Source organism: Thioalkalivibrio sp. XN279 (genome assembly GCF_011089885.1).
Taxonomy (GTDB): domain Bacteria; phylum Pseudomonadota; class Gammaproteobacteria; order Steroidobacterales; family XN24; genus XN24.
On record NZ_JAANBD010000027.1, the window covers coordinates 227,203 to 239,802 of the forward strand.

Annotated in this window: 11 protein-coding genes; 2 read left to right on the forward strand and 9 right to left on the reverse strand. The window is 68.3% G+C overall.

Translation table 11 applies throughout. The features are described from left to right. The first annotated feature begins 264 nt into the window (after window positions 1-264). Complete coding sequence (locus G8346_RS08005) at window positions 265-2,376, forward strand: hypothetical protein (protein WP_166050001.1); 2,112 nt, start codon at window positions 265-267, stop codon at window positions 2,374-2,376. Between the two features lie 573 nt (window positions 2,377-2,949). Further along, on the forward strand, window positions 2,950-4,932 hold the full coding sequence (locus tag G8346_RS08010; protein WP_166050003.1) for a cytochrome c3 family protein: 1,983 nt from the start codon (window positions 2,950-2,952) through the stop codon (window positions 4,930-4,932). A 141-nt stretch (window positions 4,933-5,073) separates the two neighbouring features. Here G8346_RS08010 and hisIE read toward each other — a convergent pair whose 3' ends face one another. Genes hisIE through G8346_RS08055 form a run of 9 tightly spaced genes read right to left on the reverse strand, consistent with a single transcriptional unit; the run spans window position 5,074 to window position 12,505 of the window. After that, entirely contained in the window at window positions 5,074-5,679 is a 606-nt protein-coding gene (gene hisIE / locus G8346_RS08015) for a bifunctional phosphoribosyl-AMP cyclohydrolase/phosphoribosyl-ATP diphosphatase HisIE (RefSeq protein ID WP_166050006.1), read from the reverse strand. Next, entirely contained in the window at window positions 5,676-6,461 is a 786-nt protein-coding gene (gene hisF / locus G8346_RS08020) for an imidazole glycerol phosphate synthase subunit HisF (protein ID WP_166050623.1), read from the reverse strand. The genes hisIE and hisF overlap by 4 nt, the downstream gene beginning before the upstream one ends. Further along, window positions 6,443-7,189, reverse strand: a complete 747-nt coding sequence (locus G8346_RS08025; RefSeq protein ID WP_166050008.1) for a 1-(5-phosphoribosyl)-5-[(5-phosphoribosylamino)methylideneamino] imidazole-4-carboxamide isomerase — start codon at window positions 7,187-7,189, stop codon at window positions 6,443-6,445. The genes hisF and G8346_RS08025 overlap by 19 nt, the downstream gene beginning before the upstream one ends. A gap of 13 nt (window positions 7,190-7,202) precedes the next feature. Next, on the reverse strand, window positions 7,203-7,814 hold the full coding sequence (hisH, locus tag G8346_RS08030) for an imidazole glycerol phosphate synthase subunit HisH (RefSeq protein ID WP_166050010.1): 612 nt from the start codon (window positions 7,812-7,814) through the stop codon (window positions 7,203-7,205). Beyond that, the gene (gene hisB, locus G8346_RS08035; RefSeq protein ID WP_166050012.1) at window positions 7,811-8,899 is read right to left on the reverse strand and encodes a bifunctional histidinol-phosphatase/imidazoleglycerol-phosphate dehydratase HisB; all 1,089 of its coding nucleotides are present in this window, start codon (window positions 8,897-8,899) and stop codon (window positions 7,811-7,813) included. The genes hisH and hisB overlap by 4 nt, the downstream gene beginning before the upstream one ends. Then, window positions 8,886-9,968 (reverse strand): histidinol-phosphate transaminase, encoded by a 1,083-nt coding sequence (gene hisC / locus G8346_RS08040; RefSeq protein ID WP_166050014.1) that lies wholly within the window; start codon window positions 9,966-9,968, stop codon window positions 8,886-8,888. The genes hisB and hisC overlap by 14 nt, the downstream gene beginning before the upstream one ends. Then, window positions 9,965-11,323: a histidinol dehydrogenase gene (gene hisD, locus G8346_RS08045; protein ID WP_240901369.1), complete on the reverse strand. Its 1,359-nt coding sequence runs from the start codon at window positions 11,321-11,323 to the stop codon at window positions 9,965-9,967. The genes hisC and hisD overlap by 4 nt, the downstream gene beginning before the upstream one ends. After that, entirely contained in the window at window positions 11,316-12,194 is an 879-nt protein-coding gene (gene hisG / locus G8346_RS08050) for an ATP phosphoribosyltransferase (protein ID WP_166050016.1), read from the reverse strand. The genes hisD and hisG overlap by 8 nt, the downstream gene beginning before the upstream one ends. Then, complete coding sequence (locus tag G8346_RS08055; protein ID WP_166050018.1) at window positions 12,191-12,505, reverse strand: YerC/YecD family TrpR-related protein; 315 nt, start codon at window positions 12,503-12,505, stop codon at window positions 12,191-12,193. Before G8346_RS08055 ends, hisG begins: the two co-directional genes overlap by 4 nt. Window positions 12,506-12,600: the final 95 nt, after the last annotated feature.

Here is a 12,600-nt window from a genome sequence, read left to right on the forward strand (position 1 = left end):
TGGGGAAGCTTCTTACTCCCTTTGGAGGGAACAATGAGATCTAAATGGACAATGGCAGCGACAGTAGCGCTGGCTGCCTTTCTTGGATTAGCCGGCTGTGAAGGCGATGACGGCGCCGACGGCGCACCTGGTGCTCCGGGTGCGGTCGGACCCGAAGGACCGCAGGGCCCTCCGGGCGAACCCGCAGCCACACTACCAATTGAAACCTGCTCGGTCTGCCACAGCGAGGGCTCCTTTGCCTCCGCGCCGGCGGCGCATGAGCTCATGGACCTCGGAGCGTTTGACAACTTTGCAGTCACGCCGGACGGTGCGGACCTGTTGGTGAGCTTCAGCGCCGAAGTTGACGGCGCGCCGGCTACCGATGCAACGTTCTATCGTGCGTATACCGGGGATGGTACCTACCGCACGACCCTGACGGGCGAGATCAATGATGACCCGACGCTGTTCACCAATAATGGTGACGGCACCTACGAGATCAGGATCGTCAACGGCGTGGCCCGCTTCGGCGGCGAGAACCTTCGCTACCTGGCCATTCTGCGCACCGGCGCCAACGACCTCGAGGTCGTGGCCTACGGCGACTATCCGGCACCCCTTGGGCGCGCCGGCCTCGCCAGCAACCAGGCGTGTGTCGACTGCCATGGCGAGAGCGGGGAAGTCGGTCGCTTCGACCCGGAGAACCGCGGCGGGCATTACTCCGCGCCGATGACAGTTGACGCCTGTGTGGTCTGCCATCGCAGCGACGATCCGGAGACCCCGATCGTGACCTTGCCTGACGGAACTGTGGAAGGGGACGAGCGTCCGTCCTACGGCGCGATGGCCGAGATCATTCACGGCATCCACAACTCGCACAACTTCCCGGATGGCGAGTTCGTTTCGCGGCGCGACAACGTGTATGACGTCACCTACCCGACCTACATGACGAACTGCAGCGTCTGCCACAGCGACGAGACGATCGTTCCTGCGGTGGATGTTTCCGCGCTTGCGGCAGCAAACGCCATGGAAGTCACGGGCCCTGGCTGCTTCACCTGCCACGGCGGCATGGACGGCTTCGACTTCACGGGCCTCGAGTTCCACCTGACGATTCCCGACCCGCTGACGGCGGACTGCGGCGCGTGCCATGACGGCTCGCTCGCGGGCGCGACGGTAGCTGCCTACCACAACGGTCTCGAGACCGAGCGCGGCGGCATCATCTTCAATGGTGCCGATACCTCCGTGGTGGAAGGTGCGAAGATCGACTGGCAGATTGAGGGTGTCGTCGACGACGGCACCAACCTAGCGATCTCCTGGACGGCGACCTACAACGGCGTTGGCGTCAACCCGTGTAACGCAACCCCAGGCCCGACCGCTCCGGTGTTCTTCGCCGACGGTAATGGCAACCTGAGCATCCTGCGCGCCTACGCGCAGGGCGGCGACTACATCATCGGCACCAATCCGAATGCCGCCGGTCAGCCCGGCAGCGCGGTCGGCGTCAACGTCGACAACACCACCTGCGCCAGCAACGTGGCGACCACGGTGGTGCCGGTCGAAGACGTCGATGCCGAGTATGGCCGCGTGGCCATCCAGGGCAAGCCCCGCCTGCCGAGCGTTCTCGGTGGTGGCGAACTGATGGCGGTTCGCGCCTTCACGCCGACCTTCGAATGGGAGCTGGGCACGGACGATCCGGCGCCCGCGCGTCGCGCAGTCGTCGATAGCGGCGAATGCCTGAAGTGCCATGTTGGTTCCATGTACCAGCACGGTGGTAACCGTGTCGACAATGTCGACATGTGCTATCTCTGCCACAACACGGCCGCCAACGACCAGTTCGTCCGCGTCGACACCTTCGACGTGGATGCCTCTGAGGCGTACGACGGCAAGGCCGGGCAGAACTTCGGCATGAAGGAAATGTTGCATGCCGTGCATTCGGCCGGCGCGACTGGCGCCCCGATCGTGATCTACCGCGGTCGCGGCATCTACGCCTGGGGCGAGAGCACGGATCTGCTGCCTAACTGGCCTGGCTCGGGTCGCTTCCCGGTGTTCGGTTCGGACGACGGCACGGGCACCCCTGTGACCCAGAACCACACCTTCCATACCCCGACCTATCCGCGCGCGCTGAACGCCTGTGGCGCCTGCCACACGGAAGGCTTCGACATCCTGCCGAGCGCGCTCGAGGCGATGGCCTCGACGATCGAGACGGGTGACGAGCCCTTCGGCGACCAGGTCAACGACGTGCTCGAGGGTGCGCAGACATCCTCCTGCGTGACGTGCCACAGGGGCGACCTGGATGGCGTGTATAACTCGGCCGACGAGGCCGCGGTGAAGGGCCATGCGTACCAGAACGGCTGGGTCCCGCGGGAATTCCCCGAGGGTCGCCAGACGATCATCGACGCAGCCAAGTAGCCCAGGGCAAGGGGATGGGCCTCCGGGCCCATCCCACCCCCAACGAAAAGAAGAAAAGTTTACGGCCGGGAGATCACTCTCCCGGCCGTTTTCTATTGGGCGACGAGGATGCTCGCTGACCAGGATTCAGCCGCTCCGGCACAGCCCTCACCTGCCAGACTTTTACACTGATTCTCATTAGCGATAAGGGTGCGTAATTCTCCTGATTGGATAACCAGAAAAACAGTCGCACGATTTTTTGTACGCATTCCGCCGGGGAGGCTCCAGGAGAGCAAGCCGGGATGTGTTCTTAACAGGGGACGCGTCCAAGTCCCTCTGGAGGCAACAATGAAATCGAAATATACGCTGGCAGCCACGCTTGCGCTTGCTGCCGTTCTTGCATTGGCCGGCTGTGAAGGCGATGACGGCGCCGATGGCGCACCCGGTGCGCCGGGCGCGGTCGGGCCTGAAGGACCGCAGGGCCCTCCGGGCGAACCTGCAGCCAGTCTCCCCATCGAATCCTGCACTGTATGTCATAGTGAAGGCTCTTTTGCCGACGCCGGCGCCTCGCATGCTGTAACCGGCATAGCGACGGTGAGCGACGTAGGGTTCGCAGATGTCGCCGGCGACCTGGTCGTCAGCTACACCCTGCTGATCGACGGCGAGCCTGTCGAAGATTTCACGGTGACGGACTCCGACTACATCTTCGCGGACGGCATTACGCTGCCTGCAGGCGCCGAAGACCCGGTATCCCTGGGCGGCGGCGACTACACCATCACGATCCCCGGCGGCGTGGCTGCTGCGGGCGAAGCCGCCCGCTTCTTCCTGCGAGTGACGAACGGCATGACGAGAGCCGTGGTGTCGGGCGATTTCCCGGCTGCCGCGCTCCCGGACATCGCCAGCGATGCCTCCTGCGGCGACTGCCATGGTCCGAAAGGGCTGACAGTCCATGCATCTTTTGGCTACCCGGGGATGGAATCGTCCGAATGCGTCGTGTGCCACAAGGCTGAAGGCGGCCTGCCGTTCCTCAACTTCGAGGACAGCTACGTCGGCCTGATCCACGGCATCCACAATGCGCACAACTTCCCCGAAGGCTTCTACGCCTACGGCGAAGACGAGTTCGAAACCACCTATCCGACCTACATGACCAACTGCAGCGTCTGCCATAGCGAAGCGCCGCAGCTTGCTGCAGCCAATTCCATGCCGGTCACGGGCGCAGGCTGCTTCACATGCCATGGCGGCATGGACGGCTTCGACTTCACGGGCCTGGAGTTCCACCTGACCATCCCCGATCCGCTGACGGCGAATTGCGGTCAGTGCCATGACGGCTCGCTGGCGGGTGCAGACGTCACCGCCTATCACAATGGCCTGACTACGGAACGCGGCGGCATTATCTTCGATGGCGTCGACACCTCCGTGGTCGAAGGCGACAAGATCGACTGGCAGATCACCGGCGTCGTCGACGACGGCGTCGAGCTGGCGATCTCCTGGACGGCCACCTACGAGGGAACTGGCGTCAACCCGTGTAACGCCACCGCAGGCCCCGGCGCCCCGGTGTTCTTCGCCGACGGCAGTGGCAACCTGAGCATCCTGCGCAACTACGCGCAGGGCGGCGACTACATCCTCGGGACCGACCCGGATGCCGCCGGCCAGCCCGGCAGCGCCGTCGGCGTCAACGTCGACAACACCACCTGCGCCAGCAACGTGGCGACCACGGTGGTGCCGGTCGAAGAGACCGATGCCATGTATGGCCGCGTGGCCATCCAGGGCAAGCCGCGTGTACCGAGCGCGCTCGGCACCGGGCTGATGGCGGTTCGCGCCTTCACGCCGACCTTCGACTGGGAGATCGGGACCGACGATGCAGCGCCTGCGCGTCGCGAAGTCGTTGACTCTGGCCTGTGCCTGAAGTGCCATGTCGGCTCCATGTACCAGCACGGTGGTAACCGTGTCGACAACGTCGACATGTGCTATCTCTGCCACAACACGGCCGCCAACGATCAGTTCGTCCGCGTCGACACCTTCGACGTGGATGCCTCTGAGGCGTACGACGGCAAGGCCGGGCAGAACTTCGGCATGAAGGAAATGTTGCATGCCGTGCATTCGGCCGGCGCGACTGGCGCCCCGATCGTGATCTACCGCGGTCGCGGCATCTACGCCTGGGGCGAGAGCACGGATCTGCTGCCCAACTGGCCGGGCTCGGGTCGCTTCCCGGTGTTCGGTTCGGATGATGGCACTGGGACACCTGTGACCCAGAACCACACCTTCCACACCCCGACCTATCCGCGCGCGCTGAACGATTGCGGCGCCTGCCACGTGGAAGGCTTCGACATCCTGCCGAGCGCGCTCGAGGCGATGGCCTCGACGATCGAGACGGGTGACGAGCCCTTCGGTGACCAGGTCAACGACATACTCGAGGGTGCGCAGACATCCTCCTGCGTGACCTGCCACAGGGGCGACGGCGATGGCGTGTATGACCCGGCCGACGAGGCTGCCGTGAAGGGTCATGCGTACCAGAACAGCTGGGTCCCGCGGGAGTTCCCCGAGGGTCGCCAGACGATCATCGACGCAGTGAAGTAACAATCGGACCAAGGGGTGGGCCCTTCGGGTCACCCCGACGACCGAAAAGAAGAAAGACATTACGGCCGGGAGATTGCTCTCCCGGCCGTTTTTTTTGCCCCGAGCCAGTCCGACTGGCGGTGGCGCGGTGTTGACCCGGCGTCAGCGCCGCCGCGCCGCCAGCTTCACCATCAGGTCCTCGAGAGACAGGCCGCGGATGCGCAGCAGTACCAGCAGGTGGAACACCAGGTCGGCGGACTCCTCGGCCAGCCCATCGTCGTCCCGGGTCACGGCGGCCAGGGCGGTCTCGACGCCCTCCTCGCCCACCTTCTGTGCGGCCCGGGTGACGCCCGCGGCCGCCAGCTTCGCCACGTAGCTTTCCTCGGGCCGCTGCGCGAGCCGCCCGTCGATCACGGCCTCCAGATCATCCAGCAGCGTGGCACTGAGCTCCTCGCCGAAGCAGGTCACGGTGCCGCGGTGGCAGGTCGGACCGGACGGCTCGGCACGGACCAGGAGCGTGTCGCCGTCGCAGTCGGCGCGGATTTCCGTCACCTTGAGCGTGTTGCCCGAGGTCTCGCCCTTGCGCCACAGGCGCTCCCTGCTGCGGCTGAAGAACACGGCCTCACCGACGCTGAGCGTGCGCTCGTAGGCATCGCGGTTCATGTAGCCGAGCATCAGCACGCGACCCGTGGTCGCGTCCTGCACGATGGCCGGCACGAGCCCGCCGCTCTTCTTCCAGTCGATACTGTCGCTCGCAGGCGCTCTCATAGCCTCACCTCGATGCCGTTCTCGGCCAGCAGCTGTTTCAGGTCCGGGATCGGAATCTGCCCGGAATGGAACACTGTCGCGGCCAGCGCGCCGTCCACGCGTGCACGGTGGAACACGTCGACGAAATGCTCCGGCGCGCCGGCGCCACCCGAGGCAATGAGCGGCACCATGCAGGCCTCGCGCACTGCCGCCAGCTGCTCGACGTCGTAACCGTTGCGCACCCCGTCGGAGTCCATGCAGTTGAGCACGATCTCGCCGGCGCCGCGGTCCTGCACCTCGCGCACCCAGTCGAGGGTGGCGCGGCGGCCGTAGCGCGTGCGTTCCGGATCACCGGTGTGGCTGGCGACCTGCCAGGCCCTGCCCGCGGCGGTCCCGTCGTCCTCGCGCCGGCTGTCGATGCCGATCACCACGCACTGGCTGCCGAAGCGGCGCGCCAGCGCGTCGATCAGCGACGGGTCCTCGAGCGCAGGGGTGTTGATGCTGATCTTGTCGGCGCCGTCGGCCAGCACGCCCTCGGCCGTGGCCAGGTCGCGGATGCCGCCGGCGACGCAGAAAGGGATGTCGAGCAGCTCGGCGACCCGCGTCACCCAGCTGCGGTCCACGCTGCGACCGCCGGGGCTGGCCGTGATGTCGTAGAACACCAGCTCGTCGGCGCCCTCGTCGCGGTAGCGCCCGGCCAGCTCCAGGATCCCGCCCATGTCGCGATGGTCGCGGAAGCGCACGCCCTTGACGACGCGACCGTCGCGCACGTCCAGGCAGGGGATTATGCGTTTGGCAAGAATGTGCGGATCTCCTCGTCGCTGATGCGGCCGTCCAACAGGGCCTTGCCGATGATGGCGCCGCTCGCCCCGGTGGCGCGAAGCGCCTCGACGTCGCGGATGTCGCGCACGCCGCCCGAGGCCTGCAGCTGCAGGGCCGGAAAACGCCGCATGCATTCGGCGTACAGCTCCAAATTGGGCCCGGCCATGGCGCCGTCGCGCGCCACGTCGGTGCACAGCACGTTGAGCGGGCCGAGGCCCGCGTAGGACTCGATCGCGTCCCACAGCGACAGGCCCGCGTCCTCGGTCCAACCACGCGTGCGCAGCCACGGCGTGCCAGCCTCGTCGAGCTGCACGTCGAAGGCCAGCACGATGCGTTCGGGGCCGAATGCCTCGAACCAGCCGCGCACTTCCGCCGGCTGTTCCGCGGCGGTGCTGCCGACGACCACGCGGCCGACCTGCAGCGCGAGCACGGCCGCGACGTCGTCCCGGCCGCGGATGCCCCCGCCGACCTGCACACGGCCGGGCGCCAGCGCCGCCATGCGGCCGATGATCTCGCGATTGCCGCCGGCGCCGGCGCGGGCGCCGTCGAGGTCGACCACGTGCAGCCACTCCACGCCCAGCGCAAGGTAACGCGAAGCCAGCGCCACGGGGTCCTGGGCGTATTCCGACACGCGGTCGAAGCGGCCCTGGTAGAGGCGCACGCAGCCGCCGTCCTTGAGGTCGATCGCGGGGATGGGTTGCAGGCTCACGTCGTCGTCCGGGTCACAGGGCGAGGAAATTCTGCAGCACCCGCGCGCCGGCCGGGCCGGAACGCTCGGGATGGAACTGCGCACCGTGGAAATTGCCGTGGGACACGGCGGCAGTGAACTCGCCGCCGTAATCCGCCACCGCCACGGTGTCGGGCCCGACGGGCGCGGCGTAGCCGTGCACGTAGTAGAAATGCGCCGCACCCGGCAGCCCGGCGAACAACGGGCTGTCGGCGGCGAGGCTGGTCAGGTTCCAGCCCATGTGCGGCACCGGCCGGTCCGGCGCCGCCGGGATCTTCTCCACCCGCCCCGGCACCAGCCCGAGGCAGGCGCGCCCGCCGTCTTCGGCCGAGTATTCGAACAGCAGCTGCATGCCCAGGCAGATACCCAGCACCGGCTGCGTCAACCCGCGCACGAGATCCGCAAGGCCGCGCTCCTCCAGCCGGCGCATGGCGTCGTCGGCAGCGCCCACGCCCGGCAGGAACACGTGGCTGGCGCTGGTAATCAGCCCGGGGTCGGCCGTCAGCGGCGCATTGCAACCGATGCGCCCGAGCGCGAAGCGCAGCGAGCTGATGTTGGCGCCGCCGGAATCGACGATGACGGGGCCGGCGGCGGGGCCGCCGCTCATGCCAGCATGCCCTTGGTGGAGGGGATGCCGCCGCCCTCGACGCGGAAGGCGTCGCGCAGCGCACGGCCCAGCGCCTTGAAGGCGCCCTCGACCTGGTGGTGGTCGTTCTCGCCTTCCAGCCGCACGTGGATGGAAGCACGCAGGCTGTCGGCCATGGAGCGGAAGAAGTGCGGCACCATCTCGGTCGGCAGTTCGCCGACGCGCTCGCGATGGAACTCGCCCTCGAACACCAGGTAAGGCCGGCCGCCCAGGTCCACGGCCACCTCGGCGCGCGTCTCGTCCATGGGCAGCACGAAGCCGTAGCGGCGAATGCCGCGGCGCGCGCCCAGTGCCTGGCGCAGTGCCTCGCCGAGCGCCAGCGCCACGTCCTCCACCGTGTGGTGCTCGTCCACGTGCAGGTCGCCCGCGCATTCCAGGCGCATGGCGAAGCCGCCGTGCTTGGCCACCTGCTCCAGCATGTGGTCGTAATAGCCGATGCCGGTCTTCGCCTCGACCGGGCCGTCCGGGTCGTCGAGATCCACGCTGACGCTGATGCGGGTCTCTTTCGTCTCCCGGCGCACCGTGGCGCGGCGCAGCCCGCCGAGAATATGGCGCGCGATCTCGTCCCAGCCGAGCGTGCCCTCACCGCCGTCGCCCAGCTTCAGCCCGGGCAGGCCGAGGTTGGCGGCGAACTCGAGGTCGGTGTCGCGGTCGCCGATGACGAAGCTGCGCTCCAGGTCGGGCGGGTTGCGCGCCATGAAGGCCGTGAGCAGGCCGGTGGCCGGCTTGCGGCAGGCGCAGCCGTCGGCCGGGAAGTGCGGACAGATGAATTCCGCCTCGAAACGAATCCCCTGGCTGGCGAACAGCTCGAGGATGTAATCGTGCGCGCGGCGGAAATGCTCCTCGGGGAAAGATTCCGTGCCGCGTCCGTCCTGGTTGCTCACCAGCACCATGCGGTAACCGGCGGCCCTGAGCCGCAGCAGGGCCGGGATCACGCCGGGCACCAGGCGCACCTTCTCGATGGCGTCCACCTGCTCGTCCGGCGGCTCGGTGACCAGCGTGCCGTCGCGATCGATGAACAGGAACAGGCTTCTATCCACGGGCATTCACCATCTTGCCTTCCAGTCGCGCCAGCGCGCGCAGCAATTTGCGGTTCTCGGCCGCCGTGCCCACGGTGATGCGCAGGCAACCGGACAGGCCCGGCTGGCGGCTGAAGTCACGCACCAGCACGCCCGCCGCTTCGCACGCGGCCATGGCGGCAGCGGCGTCGGCGAAACGCACCAGCAGGAAATTGCCCTCGCTCGGCCAGGCGCGGCGCACCGCGGGCAGTGCCTGCAACGCCTCGGCCAGCGCTTCACGGCGGCGGACCACCGCGGCAGTACGCCGGCGCGTGGCGGCCAGCTCGGCGGGCTGCAGACGCCGCAGCGCCGCTTCCGTGGCCAGCGAGGGCAACGGGTATGGCGGCGCCAGCGCACGTAGCACGGCCACCAGTTCGGGCTCGGCCAGCAGTGTGCCGACGCGCGCCCCGGCCAGCCCCCAGGCCTTGGACAGGGTCCGCAGCAACACCAGGTTCGGGTAGCGCGCGAGACGGTCGGCGAAGCCGGGATGACGCGAGAACTCGACGTAGGCCTCGTCCACCACCACCACCGCGCGCCCATGCAGTTCGCGGCACAGCGTGTCCACGGCGCGTGGCGAGACCAGGCTGCCGGTGGGGTTGTTGGGCGAGCACAGGAACACCAGTTTCACGTGCGCCCGCGTCGCCGCCAGCACACCCGCGGTGTCGAGCGAGAAATCGCGCTGCAGCGGCACCGCGACCACGCCGGCGCCCTGCAGCCGCGCCGCCACGGCGTACATGCCGAACGTCGGCGGCGTGACCAGCACGGCGTCCTCGCCGGCCACGCAGAAGGCCCGCACCAGCAGGTCGATGGCGTCGTCGCTGCCGCGCGTCACCAGCACCGATCCGGGCACGACCCCGTACAGTGCCGCCAGGGCGTGCACCAGCGCCTCGGGGCGCGGGTCCGGATAGCGGTTCAGGCCGTCGTCGGTCTCGTCCCAGTCGGCGCGCCACGACGCCTCGTTGGCGTGCAGCCGCACCACGCCGCGGCGCGGCGACGCGGCATGGTAAGCAGTGAAGTCCCGCAGGTCGGGACGCAACAGGTGCAGGGTGCCGCTCATGCGTCCACTTTACGCGTCGGCAGCGGCGCCTGCGGCTGGCCCAGCGCCTCCAGGCGCAGTTTCACCGCCAGGGCATGGGCATCGAGGCGCTCGAGCTCGGCCAGCGTGCGGGTGATCGGCCCGATGAGGCGAAAGCCGTCGGGCGTCGCTTCCTGCACCGAGATATGCAGCTGGAAGTCGGCCATGGACAAGCCGCTCCAGGCGCGCGCGTAGCCGTAGGTCGGCAGCACGTGGTTGGTGCCGCTGCAGTAGTCTCCCAGGGACTCCGGCGTCCAGTCGCCGAGGAACACCGAGCCCGCCGTCTCCACGTGCTCCAGCCAGGCCTCGGCATCGGGCACCTGCACGATGAGGTGCTCCGGACCGTACAGGTTGCTCACCGCGAAGGCCTCGGCGAGGTCGCGCGTGAACACGACGCGGGCATGCTCCAGTGCGGCGCGCGCCACGTCGTTGCGCGGCAGCACGGTGAGCTGCGCGGCGACCGCAGCTTCCACCGCGTCGGCCAGCTCGGGCGACGGCGTCACCAGCACCACCTGGGAATCCGCGCCGTGCTCGGCCTGGGACAGCAGGTCCGCGGCCACGAACTCGGGATCGGCGCGCCCGTCGGCGATCACCAGCACCTCGGACGGCCCGGCCGGAAGGTCCAGCGCCGCGCCGTCGGGATCCCGCGACACCTGCAGCTTGGCCTCGGTGACGAAGGCGTTGCCCGGACCGTAGATCTTGTCCACCGCCGGGATGGTTTCTGTGCCGTAGGCCATGGCGGCGACGGCCTGGGCGCCACCGACCAGGTAGACCTCCTCGACACCACAGTAGCGCGCCGCCGTGAGCACGGCGGGATCGGCGTGGCCGTCCTTCTGCGGCGGCGTGCACAGGATGCGCTGCGGGCACCCGGCCAGCGCAGCCGGCACCGCCAGCATGATCACGGTGGACGGCAGCGGTGCGGAGCCGGCCGGCACGTACAGGCCGACCGCGCGGATCGGGCGCGTGATGCGGCGGCAAACCACCCCGGGCATGGTCTCGACGCTGATGGGCCCGGCCAGCTGCGCGGCATGAAAGGCGCGCACGTTGTCGATGGCGGTGCGCAGGGCGTTGCGCTGGATCTCGCTCAGGGCGGCCTCGGCGGCGTCGAACTCGTCCTGCGAAACGCGCAGGGCCTCGAGCGTGACGCCGTCGAAGCGCTGCGCGAAATGCCGCAGGGCCGCGTCGCCGTCGCGGCGCACGGCGGCAATGATGGCGGCCACGTCCGCCGCCAGGCTGTCGCGATGGGCCGCCTCGGGCCGCGCCAAAGCCGCACGACGCCCGGGCTCGTCGAGCTCGGCCCAGCGATAGCGGGCCAGGTTCACGGTTGGATCAGGCAAGCATCTTCTCCACGGGCAGGACCAGCATCGAGCTCGCGCCGGCGGCCTTCAGCCCCTCCAGGGTCTCCCAGAACACGTTCTCGCGGCACACGGCGTGCACCGCGACCTTGTCGTCCCTGCCTTCGAGCGGCATGACGGTGGGCGATTCGCTACCGGGCAGGAGGCGGCGAATTTCCGCCAGCGCCGCGCGCGGCGCGTGCAGCATGATGTACTTGCTCTCACGCACGCTGAGCACGCCGCGCATGCGGCTGGCGAGGCGCGCCGGCCAGCCCTCCGCGGGCTCGCCGCCGCGCGAGATCAGCGCCGCCTTGCTGTCGAAGATCACCTCCGCCTCCTCCAGCTCGTTCGCCAGCAGCGTAGAGCCGGTGGAGACGAGGTCGCAGATGACGTCGGCACGGCCGAGGCGCGGCGCGATCTCCACCGCGCCCGACAGGGTCACCACGTCGGCCTGCACGCCCTGCGACTCCAGCCACTGGCCGAGGATGCGCGGATAGCTGGTGGCGATGCGCAGCCCCGCGAGGCTCTGCGCGCCGCGGTACTCGAAACCACGCGGCACGGCGATCGACAGCCGGCAGCGACCGAAGTCCAGCTCCATCACCGGGGCGAGATCCATCTCGTCGCTGGTTTTCTCGCGGAACACGTTCATGCCCACGATGCCGAGATCGCAGATGCCCTCCGCCACCAGCTCCGGGATGTCGTCGTCGCGCACCAGCAGCACGTCCACCGGCATGTTCTCGCCGAAACAGATCAGCTGGTCGCGACCGCGGCTGTAGATGAGCCCGCAGGTCTCCATCAGGTGCAGCGAGTTGTCGGTCAACCGGCCGGACTTTTGTACCGCGACCTTGATCCGTCGCTCTGCCTGAACCGTCATGAATTCTCTCCATCCAGTCTGTCGGCCACGACGAGGTAACCCCCGTTGCCGTCGGCCAGGAACCGGGCGACGCGCCCGATGGTGGTGACGCTGATGCCCGTCTGCTCGTTGATCTGCCGGTAGGTCATGCCCTGGCGCAACAGCCCGACGACCCGCCAGCGGTCCACCAGCGCCTGCAGCTCCGCGGGGGTGCACAGGTCGCGCAGGAAGGCGCGGGCTTCTTCGGCCGTCCGGAGCGCCAGCAGGGCCCGGCACAGTGCCGCCTCGGCCAGTTGCTCCTCGGACTTGGAGGGGGCGACGCGATTCTTCATAATTGGGAGGTCATCCGGTCATGTCGGCAGCGAGATAGCGTATTAATACGCTAATACAACGCATCGAGCAATAGGTCATGACCGAAACACGTCTT

What these genes read in the sequence shown, in the direction of transcription:
- hisC (WP_166050014.1), bottom strand. Translation starts at nt 9,968, where the DNA reads ATGAGCGGCACCCTGCACCTGTTGCGTCCCGACCTGCGGGACTTCACT.
- hisB (WP_166050012.1), bottom strand. Translation starts at nt 8,899, where the DNA reads ATGCCCGTGGATAGAAGCCTGTTCCTGTTCATCGATCGCGACGGCACG.
- hisH (WP_166050010.1), bottom strand. Translation starts at nt 7,814, where the DNA reads ATGAGCGGCGGCCCCGCCGCCGGCCCCGTCATCGTCGATTCCGGCGGC.
- G8346_RS08055 (WP_166050018.1), bottom strand. Translation starts at nt 12,505, where the DNA reads ATGAAGAATCGCGTCGCCCCCTCCAAGTCCGAGGAGCAACTGGCCGAG.
- hisG (WP_166050016.1), bottom strand. Translation starts at nt 12,194, where the DNA reads ATGACGGTTCAGGCAGAGCGACGGATCAAGGTCGCGGTACAAAAGTCC.
- hisIE (WP_166050006.1), bottom strand. Translation starts at nt 5,679, where the DNA reads ATGAGAGCGCCTGCGAGCGACAGTATCGACTGGAAGAAGAGCGGCGGG.
- G8346_RS08005 (WP_166050001.1), top strand. Translation starts at nt 265, where the DNA reads ATGGACCTCGGAGCGTTTGACAACTTTGCAGTCACGCCGGACGGTGCG.